Raw genomic sequence first — 17,132 nt, forward strand, 5'->3', positions numbered from 1 at the left:
TTTAATCCTGAAACTCAGATGCTACTACGCCGCAGCCAAATTTGCTGCTGCGAAATCCCAGTTAGCCAAATTATCCAAGAAATTAGTAATGTAGTCGGGACGGCGGTTTTGGAAATCCAAATAATAAGCGTGTTCCCACACATCCAAAGTCAGCAACGGAGTTTGGCCGTGTGCAATCGGGGTGTCAGCGTTAGCAGTTTTGGTGACTTTCAAAGTGCCGTTGTCCACAACCAGCCAAGCCCAGCCGCTACCGAACTGAGTTGTCGCAGCAGTCTTGAATTCTTCTTTGAATTTGTCGAAGCTGCCGAAGTCAGCGTTAATTTTGTCAGCTAAAGCTCCTGTCGGAGTGCCGCCGCCGCCCGGTTTGAGGGAATTCCAAAAGAAATTGTGGTTCCAAACTTGACCTGCATTGTTAAAAATGCCTGCTTTGGATGGGTCTTTAGCAGATTCCTTGACAATTTCTTCAAGGGATTTGCTCGCCATTTCAGTCCCTTCAATCAGTTTATTCAGATTGGTCACGTAAGCAGCGTGGTGCTTGTCGTGGTGGAACGAAAACGTGTTGGCCGACATATGAGCTGGTTCTAAGGCGTCAGCGGCGAAGGGTAATGGTGCGAGTTCAAATGCCATTGTGTTCAATCCTCTCTGGATTACTTTGGGTTTTTCGGTTGACTTGGTGGCTTTTGTATGACTAAAGCCGAGAGTCACTAGCTTGAGTTTATCAAGCTGTGGTAAATAATTCTTTACAATTTTCCTATTTTATAGCAGTTGCAGCAGTTTAGGATTTTGAGTTCTGCTTTTCACCAGTCAAATCTACTAATAGCAGGTTTTAAATAGCACAAAGTTTGGCAAAATGTCAACCCGCCAGCGCGGTAAATAAAAGTTTGTGGGAAATTGTCAACAGAGGGAATTTTTATAAGGGTGATAAATAAATTAAACCTATTTTTTGTCAAAGATAAGTTCAGATTAACTTAAGCTGTAAGCAAGTCAAACAGATTGCAGGAGTAGTCTATGCAAAACCGTTCAAATAACCAGATTAATCACCCCCCGCAATGGTTGAATCTGAAACTCATAGTCAGCGCTCTCGAAACAATTCAAGATTTAATTGTAATTTCTTTGTGTATTGGTTTGTTCTGTTTCATGGTACTCGAACTGCGAGAAATGTTTTTCTCGCTGCTGCCTCCTTTAAATTTTCAGCAAGTGACTGCCGACATTCTATTTTTATTGGTTTTGGTGGAATTATTTCGGCTGCTAATTATTTACTTGCAAGAGCAGCGCGTTTCGATAGGGGTGGCTGTGGAAGTTTGTATAGTATCTGTTTTGCGAGAAGTGATAGTGCGGGGAGTGTTGGAAACTCCCTGGGTTCAAATATTATCAACAGGCGCATTTTTGCTGGTTTTGGGAGTGTTGTTGGTAGTCCGAGTTTGGTTGCCACCAACCTTCGAGGGAATTGACCCGGAACGCCGCCTTGCTAGCAGAAATAGAAAAATTTCAGACCAGGAATTTTCTTCCGATTCTGTTGCAATCAATAGCCAGTTTAATTCTCACTGAGTATGGCGGCACAGCCGATTTTAGATTTTAGATTTACAACGTTTGTAGTGAGGATTAAAATCCTCTGAAAATACATAGGGCTTTATTCCTCACTACTAATACAAGCTTCATCAGCCATGCCCAATTATTAAAATCTAAAATCTAAAATCTAAAATCTAAAATCTAAAATGGTATTACCCGTTAGCCTGCAATTCTCCCAAACGAGCCAACACTTCTTTTGAGTGAATCGCCGGATTAATCTTCACAAAAGTTTCCCGCAAAATGCCTTCAGGGTCAATAATAAAACTGTGGCGTGCCGAGATAAAACTCATCCAAGAACCGTAAGCTTTACTCACTTTACCGTCGGTATCAGCTAACAGCGGAAATTTCAAACCTTCGGAATCGCAAAATTCCGCATGAGAATCGACATCATCCGCGCTAATGCCGATAATTTGAGTATTCTTTGCCAAGTATTTCGGCAAGTCTTGCTGAAATCGACGTGCTTCGATCGTACAACCCGATGTAAAGTCTTTCGGATAGAAATAGACTACCAGCCACTTACCGCGATAATCAGAGAGGGAGACTTGCCCGTCGCCGCTGTTTGTTGGCAAAGAAAACTCCGGCGCTGGTTGATTTACCGTCGGAAGCTTGCCGCCGAGGGCAAATGCAGGTGTGGCAAAATTGAAACTTAGAAAAACTAGACAAATTGCCAATAAAGTGGTAAAAAACTTGCGGCGAGACATCATAAATTTAGAAGTAGAACTGTACTTAAGACAAGTTTACAGTTTTCTGATTAAATGGGTAGGGGCAATTCGTGGATTGCTTCTAAAACCCCAAGATCACTCACTCAAATAGCAATTTACCCATGAGCGCTGCACTCCCGTTAACAGGCAAAGCTATAGTAGTCCAGGTAATTAACGGTCAACCCGTTGTGATCGAAGTAGACGGCACTAATGCCCCGATTACTGGAGGAAATTTTGTTGACTTAGTTGAACGCGGCATTTACGACGGGGTGATGTTTCACCGAGTTGTGCGTCAGCCAGAGCCTTTTGTGGTGCAAGGAGGCGATCCGCGCAGCAGAGATACGACAATTCCAGCAAGTCAATTGGGAACGGGTAGTTTTATTGACCCGGAGACCAATCAAGCGCGTTTTATTCCTTTGGAAATTAAGCCGCAAGGGGCCGCGCAACCTGTTTACAACCAAGTTGTCACCCAGACGCCGCAGTTGCGGCACAATCGCGGGGCTGTGGCAATGGCTCGTTCTAATGCTTTGGATTCGGCTTCTTCGCAGTTTTATTTTGCTTTGGATGATTTGCCCTTTTTGGATGGTAGTTATGCTGTTTTTGGCAATGTTATTCAAGGTTTTGAAACGGTGAATGCGGTGCAGCAGGGCGATCGCATTTCGACGGCAAAAGTCGTTGGAGGAATCGTCCCCAGTCGGGTTTCCAGTATCATTAGCGATGTTAATGTACTCAACAATTTAATTAATAGTACCAATTTTGTAAATCTGCCTTTGGGGGCCCTCAGATTGGCCAACACCCCAAACAACTATCAAGTCACTTCCCAAGACTCTCAGCAAAATCCTAACGGTGTAGTGGGAGGTAGCGCAAACGATCGCATCCTCGGTTCAGCGACGGAGGATGCAATTAATGGCAGCCAAGGCAACGATACCCTCACGGGCGAAGCAGGCGACGACTTTTTGCGAGGCGGCAAAGGTAACGACTTCATTAGTGGCGGTGTTGGCAACGATATTCTGATGGGCAATTTCGCTGACGATACTCTCAATGGTGATGCTGGTAACGACTTTTTGCGAGGCGGTCAAGGGAATGATATCTTAATTGGTGGTGATGGCAATGATATTTTGATTGGAGATACAGGCGACAATACTCTCACAGGAGGTAGTAGTGCAGATACTTTTGTTTTGCTCGGAGTAGATCCTGCTTCTCTTCCTTTTATTCTCCTACCCGTGACAAGTCATACAATAGTTGATTTTAGACCAGAGGAAGGCGATCGCATTGCTTTGACAGGAAAATTATCCGATACTACATTCACTCAATCTGGAAGCAATACTGTCATTAACTTGGCAGGGGCTTATACTGTAGTACAAAATTCTACTGTCGCCTCTGTTCAAAATGCAGCCTTTGCAATTCCTTTATCTACGATTCTTCCTGATAACGATCTACCAACTGGCGATGCAGCCTTGAGAATTGGCTAACTTTAACTAGGGGTGTAGGGTGCTTAGGGTGCACCTTACACATTCCCCAATTCCGCATTCCCAATCCCCCAATTCCCCAATTGCCAATTGCCAATTGCCAAATTCAACTAACACCATAGCTTTGTAATTTGAGAAACTGCCTCTTGATAAGAATCCATTCTCCCCTGCTGCTTAAAAAGCTCGGCAGCTTTCTGAAAATCCTCAAATGCTCCCTGAACCTCTCTCAATTTGTATCTAATTACTCCTCGGTTAAAATAAGCTTTAGCAAAATCGCTATCGAGGCGAATTGCTGACTCAAAGTCAGCTAGTGCTGCCAGGGAATTTTCCATTTGCAGGTGGATAGCACCTCGGTTAAAGTAAGCTTGGGTTAAATTGGGGTTGAGCAGCAGTGCCGAGTTGTAATCTGCGATCGCCGCAGTATAATCTTTTAAACGAGTCAGCATAAACCCCCGATTGCTGTAATACTTTGCTCGGTAAGGATTGAGTTCGATGGCTGTAGTTAAATCTTCGATCGCCGATTGCTTGTAGCCTAATTTGTAGCGGGCCACACCGCGATCGTTGTAAGCTGGCGCGAATAGGGGATTAATGTTAATTGTGGCAGTAAAATTTTTAATAGCGCCGTGCAAGTCTTGTTGTTCGAGATTTTTTAAACCCTGAGTGTAAAACTTTTTGGTACTAACTTTTATATTTGCCTCTTGTCGGGATTCAGCTTGCTCCCCCGATAATACGCCGGCAATATTAGCGAATCCCAAAGATTCGATCGAATGGACAATAGTTGTGACAACTAATTGGGTTGGGAGAAGGGGGATAGTAGGCATGAGAGAATTGCTGTTCAACTGTATGCTGTCATTTTCCTCCATACTTCAGCTACTGACAGTGATATCCGTAGTTTCAGGAACGTGATAAGTTTGATGAGATTGGGTGATGCTGGGGCTTGAGTGGTGTGATGAAAGTTCGGCTTAGTTAGTGATGCCGATCGCAATTAACAAAAATTGCGTCTAGAATCCTTTAAAGATAAGGCTTTCAGGCGAGAGTAGCGGTTTCTTGATTCCCATATTGAGCAGTTTATACCAGGATTGTTTGCAGGTATGCCCCTGGGGAAGCGATCGCAACTGCCTGCTGCAAGTATTACTTTGTAGCGATATTGCACTGGCAAATCCCAATCAAACTTGCGGTCATCTTATACCGGGTTTTTAGGAAAAATATTAGTTTGACAGCGAGGCATCTGTGAAGCAACCGGGTTTCTAGCTCACAGCGCGTCTAACACAACCTGAGTTAAGTTTGTGCCTGCAGGAGCACTCATATTTGTAAAAACACTCCTTCTGGCTCCCTCTTTCTTCATTCTGACCGAAAGCATCCAGGATACAAGCCCCCCGATTCATCCGTGGAGAAATAAAAAACCTGTATCCGATGAAGCTTGCCCCCCGAATTTATCGGTGGGGTCAATGCTTCAATTCTAAAATCTAAAACCTAAAATCTAAAATCTAAAATCTAAAATCTAAAATCGATTGACTCTTTCCTCCTGGATCCTGGCTCCTAACTCCAATTTCTAGCTTAGCTGCTTTCATTGAGATGCTCCCATGCCTGGGGCTACCCTGATTAACATTTCACTACACTAATATTCTTGAGTAATCTTGCTGAGTAAAGTTGCAGATTATTTGCTATGATTTGATTAGACATCAATAATTAATGGCGCAAATTAGTGTCAATGAAAACACTTATGAGGTTGAAAAGTTTTGGCGCGGCAGTGTTGGCAATCGTCCTGTTCACTCTCTACTTGACCTCTCCTGTGATGACCGCCAATTCGGGCGATTTGAGTCAACTATTAAAGGATAATTGCTGCGTCAGCTTTCTGTGGAAACACTGCGATTTGAGCGCTGTCGATTTGCGGGGAGCAAATCTCCAATAAGCCCATTTGAGTGGCGCTAATTTGTCCGCTGCTAACTTAAAAAATGCTGATATTTCTGCTTACAAATAAAGTGGTAAAAAACTTGCGACGGGACATCATAAATTTAGAAGTAGAACTGTACTTACAGACAAGTTTACAGTTTTCTGATTAAATGGGTAGGGGCAATTCGTGGATTGCTTCTAAAACCCCAAGATCACTCTCTCAAATAGCAATTTACCCATGAGCGCTGCACTCCCGTTAACAGGCAAAGCTATAGTAGTCCAGGTAATTAACGGTCAACCCGTTGTGATCGAAGTAGACGGCACTAATGCCCCGATTACTGGAGGAAATTTTGTTGACTTAGTTGAACGCGGCATTTACGACGGGGTGATGTTTCACCGAGTTGTGCGTCAGCCAGAGCCTTTTGTGGTGCAAGGAGGCGATCCGCGCAGCAGAGATACGACAATTCCAGCAAGTCAATTGGGAACGGGTAGTTTTATTGACCCGGAGACCAATCAAGCGCGTTTTATTCCTTTGGAAATTAAGCCGCAAGGGGCCGCGCAACCTGTTTACAACCAAGTTGTCACCCAGACGCCGCAGTTGCGGCACAATCGCGGGGCTGTGGCAATGGCTCGTTCTAATGCTTTGGATTCGGCTTCTTCGCAGTTTTATTTTGCTTTGGATGATTTGCCCTTTTTGGATGGTAGTTATGCTGTTTTTGGCAATGTTATTCAAGGTTTTGAAACGGTGAATGCGGTGCAGCAGGGCGATCGCATTTCGACGGCAAAAGTCGTTGGAGGAATCGTCCCCAGTCGGGTTTCCAGTATCATTAGCGATGTTAATGTACTCAACAATTTAATTAATAGTACCAATTTTGTAAATCTGCCTTTGGGGGCCCTCAGATTGGCCAACACCCCAAACAACTATCAAGTCACTTCCCAAGACTCTCAGCAAAATCCTAACGGTGTAGTGGGAGGTAGCGCAAACGATCGCATCCTCGGTTCAGCGACGGAGGATGCAATTAATGGCAGCCAAGGCAACGATACCCTCACGGGCGAAGCAGGCGACGACTTTTTGCGAGGCGGCAAAGGTAACGACTTCATTAGTGGCGGTGTTGGCAACGATATTCTGATGGGCAATTTCGCTGACGATACTCTCAATGGTGATGCTGGTAACGACTTTTTGCGAGGCGGTCAAGGGAATGATATCTTAATTGGTGGTGATGGCAATGATATTTTGATTGGAGATACAGGCGACAATACTCTCACAGGAGGTAGTAGTGCAGATACTTTTGTTTTGCTCGGAGTAGATCCTGCTTCTCTTCCTTTTATTCTCCTACCCGTGACAAGTCATACAATAGTTGATTTTAGACCAGAGGAAGGCGATCGCATTGCTTTGACAGGAAAATTATCCGATACTACATTCACTCAATCTGGAAGCAATACTGTCATTAACTTGGCAGGGGCTTATACTGTAGTACAAAATTCTACTGTCGCCTCTGTTCAAAATGCAGCCTTTGCAATTCCTTTATCTACGATTCTTCCTGATAACGATCTACCAACTGGCGATGCAGCCTTGAGAATTGGCTAACTTTAACTAGGGGTGTAGGGTGCTTAGGGTGCACCTTACACATTCCCCAATTCCGCATTCCCAATCCCCCAATTCCCCAATTGCCAATTGCCAATTGCCAAATTCAACTAACACCATAGCTTTGTAATTTGAGAAACTGCCTCTTGATAAGAATCCATTCTCCCCTGCTGCTTAAAAAGCTCGGCAGCTTTCTGAAAATCCTCAAATGCTCCCTGAACCTCTCTCAATTTGTATCTAGTTACTCCTCGGTTGAAGTAAGCTTTAGCAAAATCGCTATCGAGGCGAATTGCTGACTCAAAATCAGCTAGTGCTGCCAAGGAATTCTCCATTTGCAGGTGGATAGCACCTCGGTTAAAATAAGATTGAGCTACATTAGGGTTGAGCAGGAGTGCCGAGGTGTAATCTGCGATCGCCGCAGTATAATCTTTTAAACGAGTCAGCATAAACCCCCGATTGCTGTAATACTTGGCTTGGTAAGGATTGAGTTCGATGGCTGTAGTTAAATCTTCGATCGCCGATTGCTTGTAGCCTAGTTTGTAGCGGGCCACACCGCGATCGTGGTAAGCTGACGCGAATTGCGGATTAATGTTAATTGTGGCAGTAAAATTTTTAATAGCGCCGTGCAAGTCTTGTTGTTCGAGATTTTTTAAACCTTGAGTGTAAAACTTTTTGGTACTAATTTTTATATTTGCCTCTTGTCGGGATTCAGCTTGCTCCCCCGAAAATACGCCAGCAATATTAGTGAATCCCAAAGATTCGATCGAATTGAAAATAGTTGTGACAACTAATTGGGTGGAGAAAAGGGGGATAGTAGGCATGGGAGAAGTGCTGTTCAACTGTATGCTCTTATTTTCCTCCATAGCTGAGCTATTGACAGTGATATCCGCAGTCTCAAGAACGTGATAAGTTTGATGAGATTGGGTGATGCTGGGGCTTGAGTTGTGTGATGAAAGTTGGGCTTAGTTAGTGATGCCGATCGCAATTAACAAAAATTGCGTCTAGAATCCTTTAAATATAAGGCTTGTAGGCGAGAGGAGCTGTTTCTTGATTCCCATATTGAGGAGTTTATACCAGGATTGTTTGCAGATATGCCCCTGGGGGAGCGATCGCAACTACCTGGAGCAAGTATTACTTTGTAGCGATATTGCACTGGCAAATCCCGCTCAAACTTGCGGTCATTTTATACCAGGTTTTTAGGAAAAATATTAGTTTGGCAGCGAGGCATCTGTGAATCAACCGGGTTTCTAGCTCACAGCGCGTCTAAGACTAGCTAAGTTAAGTTTGTGCGTGCGCCAACCATGATTAATTTTTCACTACACTAATATTTTTGAGTAATCTTGCTGAGGGAAGTTGCAGATTATTTGCTATGCTTTGGTTAGACATCAATAATTAATGGCGCAAATTAGTGTCAATGAAAAGAGTTATGAGGCTGAAAACTTTCTTCGCTGCGGTGTTGGCGATCGTCCTGTTCACTCTCTACTTAACTCCTCCTGTGATGGCCGCAAATGCGGAGGATTTGAGTCACCTATTAAAAGATAATTGGTGCGTCAGCTTTCTCTGGAAGCAATGCGATTTGAGCGCTGTCGATTTGCGGGGAGCTAATCTCCAAGAAGCCAATTTGTCTGGCGCTAATTTGAGCGGCGCTAATTTGTCCGGTGCTAACTTAAAAAATGCGGATCTTTCTGACGCAGACCTCACCGGCGCTAACTTAGCAAATGCTGATATTTTAGGCACGGATCTCAGTCGAGCCAATTTGACCGAAGCTAATTTCAACGGCACGAAATTGTGGGATGCTAATCTGACTTTGGCAAATCTGAGCCGCGCCAATTTACAAGATGCTAATGTCTTAGATTCTAGACTTTGGGGGAGCAATCTTACCCAAGCTAATTTAACAGATGCGACGCTGCATGGTGCTGACTTGCAGTATGCTAATTTGGCGAACACTAATTTAACAGGTGCTGACTTGCACAGCTTCTTTTTCCGAGGTTCCAAACAAGTCACAAATTTGGGCAATGCTAATTTAGAAGGCGCTACTTTAACGGGCGCAAATCTCAGAGGTGCGGTGCTGGCAGGGGCAATAATGCCGGACGGGTCTATTAATGAAGAAAGTGGTTTTAATTTAAAGTAGAGTTAAATTAAAGTCTGTTTGAATAATTTCAACAACAGGCTTTCGGGCAGATTTCGCAGTCAATGAATTATGTGGTTCAATAGGCTGCGCCTGTTGCCAACAGCTTGTTGAGGATGCTGTCAAGATATCAATTTAAACCAGGGTGCGATCGACTTTTTAACTCCCAAGCTGCGCCCCTTGCCAATAGCTTGTTGAGGATGCTGTCAAGATATCAATTTAAACCAGGGTGCGATCGACCTTTTAACTCCCAACCAGTAAATATTGCTAAAATCTTAAATCTCAAACCTAACCTGCGCGCATCTGTTACAATTTTCAACAAAGCCCGAACAGCCCCGAAGCTGAAGGCACCTGCTTAGAGATACAAGCCCCCGACAGGAGTCGTCAACAGCAAAAATATTAGATATTTAGTTTAAGCTCCCAGATTCATCTGTAGAGGCTCTCTAAAATATAAAATCGACTGTGGAGTCAATCTAAAATCTAAAATCTAAAATCTAAAATTGATCGGCTGTAGAGTCAATCTAAAATCTAAAATCTAAAATCTAAAATCGACTGATGGAAACCCTGCAAACTCAACTTTACGAACTCGCACAATTTGCTAATAATTTAGTAAATACTCAACTGACAAACCTCAGTTTAGTCAGCGTCGGAGTCATCTTTCTGGCAGGGTTGCTAACGAGCTTAACGCCCTGTATGCTTTCAATGTTGCCGATCACGATCGGCTACATCGGTGGATACGAAGCAAAAAGTCGCCTGCAAGCTGCAGCCCAGTCTGCGTGGTTTTCCCTGGGATTAGCCACCACCCTTGCGGGTTTAGGTATTGTAGCATCATTTGCCGGACAAGTTTACGGCAAAATTGGCCTGGGTTTGCCGATTCTTGTCAGCATTATTGCTATTCTAATGGGGCTGAATTTACTCGAAGCTTTACCCTTACAAATGCCGTCTTTCGACGCTGTGGGGTGGGTGCCGAAAGATTTGCCGGCGGGCGTGCGATCGTACTTATTGGGTTTAACTTTTGGTTTGGTAGCGTCTCCCTGCAGCACGCCGGTTTTAGCTACACTCTTAGCTTGGGTTTCCAAAACGGGAGATACAGTTTTAGGTGGTGTGCTGCTGCTGTTTTATGCTGCTGGCTACGTCGCTCCGCTGATTATAGCAGGGACTTTCACTGCTAGCATTAAAAAGTTGTTAGAATTACGTCGGTGGTCGAGTTGGATTACGCCTGTTAGCGGTGTTTTGCTAGTAGGATTTGGCGTTTTCTCTCTGCTTTCCCGAATCCTTCCCGCGTAACTTTCGTTTTCAGGACTTCAGTCCTTATTTAGAGATATAGCAACCACTATGGAATGCGTGCATTAAGTTTTTTTAAACGAACCGCGAAGACGCGAAGAACAGGAAGGAAGGAAGGAAGAAAAGAGAAAGACTTCAAAATTGATTGAGACTTGCTCGATAAAAATAATAATATTTTATTCATTTTTTGTTGTTCCCTCCTCTTTCTTTCTTCTTCCTTCCTTCTTCCATCCGTTACATCCGTTGCCGAACTTCCTGACATCCGTTACATCCGTTACAAAATCCGTTGCCGAACTTTCTTCATAATTACCAATGACATCAAAAGAAGTATTTCTATCTAAACTATCAAACTGGGCGACTGCCCCTCAAAGGTTTTTCAAGCGAGAAATCTTGCCGGTGCTAGCAGATTTGCGGCTGGCAATTATCTTGCTGCTGGCGATCGCATTTTTCAGCATTTCTGGCACTGTCATCGAACAAGGTCAATCAGTACCATTTTACCAATCTAACTATCCAGAACACCCCGCTTTGTTCGGCTTTCTAACTTGGAAAGTTGTGCTAATTGCAGGACTAGACCACGTATACCGGACTTGGTGGTTTTTGTCAATCCTAATTTTGTTCGGCAGCAGCTTAACAGCTTGTACATTTACCCGACAATTTCCCGCATTAAAAGCCGCCCGCCGCTGGAAATTTTATGAAGAACCAAAGCAGTTTGAAAAATTAGCTCTCAGTGCGGAATTAGAAACAGTTACTTTAAGTTCGTTAGAACCACTTTTGCAGCAAAAAAACTACCGCATATTTCGAGAAGGCGAAAAACTTTATGCTCGCAAGGGAATAATTGGTAAAATCGGTCCGATTATTGTTCACGCCAGCATGCTAATTATTTTAGCTGGGTCGATGTGGGGCGCGATGACGGGATTTCTCGGTCAAGAAATGGTTCCCAGCGGCGAAACATTTCAGGTGCAGAATATCCTGGATGCGGGGCCTTGGGCGGGACCGCAAATACCGAAGGATTGGTCGATGCGAGTTAATCGGTTTTGGATTGATTATACTCCCGAAGGCGGAATCGACCAATTTTACTCTGACCTGTCAGTTTTGGACAAAACAGGCCAAGAGGTCGATCGCAAAACCATTCATGTTAACGAACCCCTCAGATACCGGGGAGTCACTTTTTATCAAGCAGATTGGGCAATATCCGCCGTGCGAGTTCGCCTCAACAAAAGCCCGGTTTTACAATTGCCAATGGCTCAGTTAGACACTCAAGGTAAAGGTCGAATTTGGGGTGCTTGGATTCCCACAAAACCAGATTTGAGTGCGGGAGTTTCTCTGCTAGCAAAAGACTTGCAAGGAACGATGTTAGTGTACGGTACGGATGGCAAATTGTTAACTACAGTTCGCGCAGGGACGGCGGTAGAAGTTAACGGAGTGATGCTGACAATTGACGAAGTTGTAGGCAGTACGGGATTGCAAATTAAAGCCGATCCAGGAATTCCGATCGTTTATACTGGCTTCGGGTTGCTGATGCTCAGCGTGCTGATGAGCTATCTGTCTCACTCCCAGATTTGGGCTTTGGAAAAAAACGGCAAACTATACGTCGGCGGGCGGACAAATCGCGCTCAGGTGAGTTTTGAAAGAGAAGTTGTGGAGATTTTGGACAAGTTGGCAGAATCGAAAACAGCAGAGGAAAAAAGTGCGATCGCCCCGACTTCTGTTGTAAGTCAAAGTTAACCGTAGGGTGCGCACTGCGCACCTTACACCAACGATAAATATCAAAAAGATTAGTTGAGTTTGTAGGGTGCGCCTTGCCAGATTTGTTGAGGTGGTTAATGTGAACCGGAGAAAAAGCAGAAAACCGCTATTTCACTTTCCGAGTTTTCAAATTTCAAGTAATGAAAATTTCTATACGGAGCTTTGGTTTAAAAATCCAAATGCTGAAACGCCTGTCTATCGGTACTCTCCGGTGGGCAACAAACTCAACCGAAGCGCAGTACACGCCCTACAAACTACGAGAGTTTAAGCGTTTGAGGGAGTTTTTGACTACATTGAGAAGGCTGCCCTGACGCACTCTACAATTACTTACTAATTTTAACAATTTTATTTCTTAAAACCCTTGTGGGGTGCGCTTCGACGCCACCCCACAATTAAATCTCAATGCCACCACAGCTAAATACCCACCCTACTTCTGGTGCGACACCTCAATCACAGTGTGTACGTTCCCCCGTGGCGAAAAATCGCCCTTAATTGTCGCTTCCAGCGGCGCGCAAGCCGCCACAAAATCGTCTAAAATTTGATTGATCGATTCTTCGTGAGAAATGTAGCGATCGCGATAACTGTTAACGTACAGTTTCAGCGCCTTTAACTCTACCACCCGCTCGTCGGGCACATAAGTAACGTGAATTGTCGCAAAATCTGGATAGCCAGAAAATGGACACTTGCAAGTAAACTCCGGCAAAGTAATGTTAATTGAGTAGCGTCGCCCGACTCGCGGATTCGGGAAAGTAATTAACTCCCCTTCCAAAATCTGGCGTTCGCCGTATTTCATTTCCTCGGTGCTTGACTTTTGCGACATACTTTGTTCGGCTGCGTAGTTGTTCATAGCGATTGACTAATAACTTGTAACATTAAATTAAATTTACGTTCAATATTTGTAACAAATATCTTGACGAATTGTGTTGCGATCGATCTAATTGCAAATACTCTCAGGCTAAACTAAAACAAGTTCACCCTCGCCATCTACAATTATGCAAAATACTACCTTATCTGACAATACTTCCCCTGAAAACTCAAATAGTTACTCTCCATCAGTACCAATTTCCCTTTATCGAGAAGTCACGGCAGAGCTGCAAGCAGCCCAAGCGATGGTGGACTCCCTCAAAACCCACAATCAGCAATTAGTCCAACAAAATCAACAACTGCGGCGAGAAGTAGAAACAGTAGTTCAAGTATCCCAACAGTTACAGCAAGTAGTCAACTCTGCTCAGAGCGTCACCCAGACAGGGATGCCTCAGATGCCCTCAGTCAAATTCAATTTCAGCATTGAACCTCCGCCCCCAGCACCTGCAACCTCGCGGACTAACTCTACGGTACCTCAACCACCTCAGACAGTGGCTTTCCCCTTCCCACTACCGGAACCGGAGCCAAAAGGCTCCCCGATGCCGCAGCCACTTCCAGAAAAATTATTTACAGAGGTGCCGGAAACTCCTTACCGTGTGATATCTCAACCCAAAAAAACCTCAGACTTAAACGGATTGTGGTTGGCGATCGCGATTTTTCTGATTGTGATTGCAGCTTTCGGTGCAGGTTATTTAGTTGTCCGCCCTTTATTAATGAAAAAGTAAATTCCAACAAGAATCCCACGGCTCAAGCCGTGGGATTTTAAACAAAACCTAGCATAAATTGTTCAAAGTTACGCTAATTGGCCATCATCCTCTGGCGGCACTCGTTTCTACTGAACGAGGGGCATACTGCTCTTCACAAGCAGAACCTACGATTCCCACCCCTGGCTCGAAACCGCGCGTGAACTCAGTGAGTTTTACCTGTTTAGCTTCCAAAGCAGTCTGTAGCACCTTCATGGCTCGGTGAGGGTCGCCGGCTCCGCAGAAAAATAAGTCTGCGGCAAAATAACCGTGTTCAGGCCAAGTATGGATTGCTATATGAGACTCGGCCAAAGTAGCAGTAGCCGTCACTCCGTGAGGACTAAACTGGTGTACGCACAAATCGATGAGAGTAGCTCCTCCGGCTTCGATCGCATCGAGTATGGCGCGGCGGATACGTTCCGGATCGTTAAGCAGGTCTCCAGGAGACTGCCAAGCATCAGCGACCAGATGGGTTCCCAATTGTTTCATTCTGCGGGGTTTTACCTCTAACTCATAATGTCTCAAACCTTTTGACTATAGCACGCAGTTCAGGAATTTTCAAGTATATTTCCCAAAAAAATCAAAAATAGTGGGATCGCTGGCGCACAGGGGTTTTTGGGCGCTTTTGCCAGGGTCGATGCCAGGTTGAGTTTGATTGGAGTTCGATACGCGCGATCGATATTTCCTGCTACAATCGGCTTTCGCTAGAATGCGGTTAAAGCCCAACCGCCTTAATTTGCTCCAGGCGAGGGAGAGACTAGAAACCCGGAAGGGCCGGCACTCTTGGCACCGCCCATACAAAAATCGGGTTTCTCGGTGTTAGGTTTTTTGAGATTGACCTACTTAATTATGGTTAATCAACTCATCAATCCCGGCTGTGAGTAGCTCCATTGGGCAAAATTGCCCCGCTCAAAGCTGCTTCATTCAAATTATCAACATTCAAGCTAGCCCCAATCAAATTAGCCTCCGACAAATTAGTTCCTGTCAAATTCGCCCCTGTCAGAGAACTCAACAGCAAACCTGCTCCCGACAAATTGGCGTGACTTAAATTCGCCCCCCGCAAATCCGCTTCCAGTAAGCTAGCACCTGCCAAATTTGCACCGCTCAAGTTAGCTCCCCGCAAAGAAGCTTTGTTCAAATTCGCAGCCCTCAAATCAGCATTGTGCAGAATCAAACCATTTAAATTAGCTTTACTCAAATTAGCTCCCTGCAAGTCGGCACCGCTCAAATTAGAGCCATTTAGATTGGCCGATTGCAAGTCAGCACCGCTCAAGTCAGCACCGCTCAAATTAGCAGCGCAAATAGAAGCCTCCCGCAGACTTGCTTCGCTCAAAGAAGCCCCAACCAAATTGACGCCGCTGAGATTTCCGCGATTGAGATGAGCCCGAGTTAAAGTTGCTCCGCTCAGGTTCGCCCCGTTCAAATCTACCTCGCTGAGAATCGCTCTCGTCAGATTTGCTCTGCTTAAGTCAACCCCGCTCATAATTGCTCGGCTCAGCGTCGCCCCGCTCAAATTAGCCTCAGTTAGTTTTGAGCCGCTTAGCAAACAAGCTCCTACTAAACTCGCTCCCGTCATCACAGCTTTGCTCAAGTCACCCTGAGACAATATTGCTCCGCTGAGATTTGCCCCGCTAAAATCTGCTCCGATCGCCACAGTTCCAGTTAAACTAGAACTTCCGAGGTTAGCTTCAATTAATTTCGCCTTAGACAAATTAGCCCCGCTCAAGTCGGCACCGTTTAAATTAGCACCAATCAGTTTGCTTCTAATTAAATTGGCGCCTTTCAAATTAGCGCTGCTCAAATTTGTTCGACTGAGATTAGCTTCACTCAAATGAGCTTCAATGAGGTTAGCCCCTCGAAAATCTCGTTCCCCGTTTCTATGTCTAATTAAAAGTTCATCGGCACTTAAAATTTCAGTGAAATTCATAAAAAAAGTTGAGTGAGTTTCCTTAATTTCTCGATGTTCTCTGTTGTCTGAAAGTTTGTACTATCGTGTTTGTCAGTAAGTTTTTTAAACCTATACTGCCACACTAACAATTGTCAAAACTGCTTGATTCATAGCATCACCCTGCTAACCTAGTTATCACTTAGGAAAAGAAACCGGGTTCGGGGAAAATGTGAAATTTGCCCGCGCGGAAGTCCTGAAAAAACCGAGTTTATCGCCGCGTGTAAGCCCTGTAAGTCTTATTTTGCTAGTAATTAGTTGGCGGTTAATATTAGTTGTTAATTGTTAGTTGGATTTATACTAACTGCTAATCACTAACTATCAACTGCTAACCATTTACCAAAAAAATACCAAGAGGTTTTCGATCAATCTTGTCAACGTTGATCGAAGATTTGGGGTATTGCTGGCGGCATCCGCGCCGCATTCTGACCAGAAAAATTGCTAGTACAGGCGATCGGATTTATTAGTGCAATCAAGAAACAAGATATCGGAGCTTCTACCCCTAATGCCTTCTACATAAGTGCCTTCAATCTTCGATCGCCCATGAAAGCAGAGCCCGGTCAGCTCAGCTAGTCTCACCTCCCCCCACTGTGCTCGATGCCAGTGAAAACCAACAGGAAGGCTGTTTCCGTCGGAGTGATGGAGTCGCAGGCAAAGCAAGCAATACGCTGCCATTAGCCTGAGATTTCGCGAAAAAATGAACCGCGAGCCGTTCCGGTATTCTCGCGCTGCTGTGCTTGCTGTTAATCTTTACTCGATCCATGAGCGCTTGCGGTTCTAATTAACAGAACACCCGACACCAGACGCGCTCCCGAACATAAAAGCTGTTCCTGGGCTTCTCAAATGCTTCGCTGAGGCATTCCCAGAAAAAGTGCATTCCTGTAGCAGATCCTGCCAACGGCAATTGGGCTGCTACAGCCAACTAATGACCAGCCTAAGTCTTGCCGGAAGGTGACGACAATATTATTATTCTAATATTTGCCGACCACTGCAGGCTTTTCTGAGCGCGTGGGACTGGCTACTTCACCTGTATAAGTTGCTGAAATTAGCTACCCATAATTAAAGATAGTCGCTCTTTGACTAACTGGGCAATATCTGTGGTAATTTAGGTCATTAAATTTGATAATACTGCGGGGTTTAAAATCGAGCAGTAGTGAGTGTTACAGACTAAAAAACCGCTGCGGATTTCTGCTGTAAAAATTCAG

Annotated in this window: 16 protein-coding genes and 1 pseudogene; 10 read left to right on the top strand and 7 right to left on the bottom strand. The window is 44.6% G+C overall.

Annotated features, from left to right (window positions below):
• Positions 1-24: 24 nt before the first annotated feature.
• Positions 25-627, bottom strand: coding sequence for a superoxide dismutase (locus QUA23_RS19760; protein ID WP_333077897.1), 603 nt, complete (start codon positions 625-627; stop codon positions 25-27).
• Between the two features lie 381 nt (positions 628-1,008).
• Here QUA23_RS19760 and QUA23_RS19765 point away from each other — a divergent pair, with 381 nt between their 5' ends.
• Positions 1,009-1,548: a phosphate-starvation-inducible PsiE family protein gene (locus tag QUA23_RS19765; protein ID WP_333077895.1), complete on the top strand. Its 540-nt coding sequence runs from the start codon at positions 1,009-1,011 to the stop codon at positions 1,546-1,548.
• Positions 1,549-1,721: 173 nt separating this feature from the next.
• Here the strand turns inward: QUA23_RS19765 and QUA23_RS19770 are convergent, their stop codons facing one another.
• A complete protein-coding gene (locus QUA23_RS19770; protein WP_333077893.1) occupies positions 1,722-2,273 on the bottom strand; it encodes a peroxiredoxin in 552 nt (183 codons plus the stop codon).
• A gap of 119 nt (positions 2,274-2,392) precedes the next feature.
• Here QUA23_RS19770 and QUA23_RS19775 point away from each other — a divergent pair, with 119 nt between their 5' ends.
• On the top strand, positions 2,393-3,742 hold the full coding sequence (locus QUA23_RS19775; RefSeq protein ID WP_333110481.1) for a peptidylprolyl isomerase: 1,350 nt from the start codon (positions 2,393-2,395) through the stop codon (positions 3,740-3,742).
• A gap of 107 nt (positions 3,743-3,849) precedes the next feature.
• Here QUA23_RS19775 and QUA23_RS19780 read toward each other — a convergent pair whose 3' ends face one another.
• Positions 3,850-4,560 carry a tetratricopeptide repeat protein gene (locus QUA23_RS19780; protein ID WP_333077891.1) on the bottom strand — a complete coding sequence of 237 codons (711 nt, stop codon included), beginning with the start codon at positions 4,558-4,560 and terminating at the stop codon, positions 3,850-3,852.
• Between the two features lie 890 nt (positions 4,561-5,450).
• On the opposite strand from QUA23_RS19780, the gene QUA23_RS19785 reads away from it, so the two are divergent.
• The 3 genes and pseudogenes from QUA23_RS19785 (at position 5,451) to QUA23_RS19795 (ending at position 7,220) form a co-directional block, all read left to right on the top strand.
• Complete coding sequence (locus QUA23_RS19785) at positions 5,451-5,651, top strand: hypothetical protein (RefSeq protein ID WP_333077890.1); 201 nt, start codon at positions 5,451-5,453, stop codon at positions 5,649-5,651.
• A pseudogene (locus tag QUA23_RS19790) lies at positions 5,652-5,720 on the top strand (pentapeptide repeat-containing protein); the annotation flags it as partial. It abuts the gene before it with no gap.
• A 150-nt stretch (positions 5,721-5,870) separates the two neighbouring features.
• Positions 5,871-7,220 carry a peptidylprolyl isomerase gene (locus QUA23_RS19795; protein ID WP_333110481.1) on the top strand — a complete coding sequence of 450 codons (1,350 nt, stop codon included), beginning with the start codon at positions 5,871-5,873 and terminating at the stop codon, positions 7,218-7,220.
• A gap of 107 nt (positions 7,221-7,327) precedes the next feature.
• Here the strand turns inward: QUA23_RS19795 and QUA23_RS19800 are convergent, their stop codons facing one another.
• The gene (locus QUA23_RS19800; protein WP_333077888.1) at positions 7,328-8,038 is read right to left on the bottom strand and encodes a tetratricopeptide repeat protein; all 711 of its coding nucleotides are present in this window, start codon (positions 8,036-8,038) and stop codon (positions 7,328-7,330) included.
• Positions 8,039-8,631: 593 nt separating this feature from the next.
• On the opposite strand from QUA23_RS19800, the gene QUA23_RS19805 reads away from it, so the two are divergent.
• The 4 genes from QUA23_RS19805 (at position 8,632) to QUA23_RS19820 (ending at position 12,354) form a co-directional block, all read left to right on the top strand.
• Positions 8,632-9,348: a pentapeptide repeat-containing protein gene (locus tag QUA23_RS19805; protein WP_333077887.1), complete on the top strand. Its 717-nt coding sequence runs from the start codon at positions 8,632-8,634 to the stop codon at positions 9,346-9,348.
• A gap of 113 nt (positions 9,349-9,461) precedes the next feature.
• Positions 9,462-9,704, top strand: a complete 243-nt coding sequence (locus QUA23_RS19810; protein ID WP_333077886.1) for a hypothetical protein — start codon at positions 9,462-9,464, stop codon at positions 9,702-9,704.
• Between the two features lie 196 nt (positions 9,705-9,900).
• Positions 9,901-10,632 carry a cytochrome c biogenesis protein CcdA gene (locus QUA23_RS19815; RefSeq protein ID WP_333233091.1) on the top strand — a complete coding sequence of 244 codons (732 nt, stop codon included), beginning with the start codon at positions 9,901-9,903 and terminating at the stop codon, positions 10,630-10,632.
• Positions 10,633-10,941: 309 nt separating this feature from the next.
• A complete protein-coding gene (locus tag QUA23_RS19820) occupies positions 10,942-12,354 on the top strand; it encodes a cytochrome c biogenesis protein (protein WP_333077884.1) in 1,413 nt (470 codons plus the stop codon).
• Between the two features lie 448 nt (positions 12,355-12,802).
• On the opposite strand, the gene queF is transcribed toward QUA23_RS19820, so the two are convergent.
• Positions 12,803-13,222 (bottom strand): preQ(1) synthase, encoded by a 420-nt coding sequence (gene queF, locus QUA23_RS19825; protein WP_190743417.1) that lies wholly within the window; start codon positions 13,220-13,222, stop codon positions 12,803-12,805.
• Between the two features lie 145 nt (positions 13,223-13,367).
• Here queF and QUA23_RS19830 point away from each other — a divergent pair, with 145 nt between their 5' ends.
• Positions 13,368-13,964, top strand: coding sequence for a hypothetical protein (locus tag QUA23_RS19830; RefSeq protein WP_333077883.1), 597 nt, complete (start codon positions 13,368-13,370; stop codon positions 13,962-13,964).
• Between the two features lie 84 nt (positions 13,965-14,048).
• Here QUA23_RS19830 and speD read toward each other — a convergent pair whose 3' ends face one another.
• Entirely contained in the window at positions 14,049-14,471 is a 423-nt protein-coding gene (speD, locus tag QUA23_RS19835) for an adenosylmethionine decarboxylase (RefSeq protein ID WP_006633984.1), read from the bottom strand.
• A 376-nt stretch (positions 14,472-14,847) separates the two neighbouring features.
• Positions 14,848-15,909 (bottom strand): pentapeptide repeat-containing protein, encoded by a 1,062-nt coding sequence (locus tag QUA23_RS19840; RefSeq protein WP_333077882.1) that lies wholly within the window; start codon positions 15,907-15,909, stop codon positions 14,848-14,850.
• Positions 15,910-17,132: the final 1,223 nt, after the last annotated feature.

It is taken from the genome of Microcoleus sp. Pol1C5 (assembly GCF_036701115.1).
In the GTDB taxonomy this organism is placed as follows: domain Bacteria; phylum Cyanobacteriota; class Cyanobacteriia; order Cyanobacteriales; family Microcoleaceae; genus Microcoleus.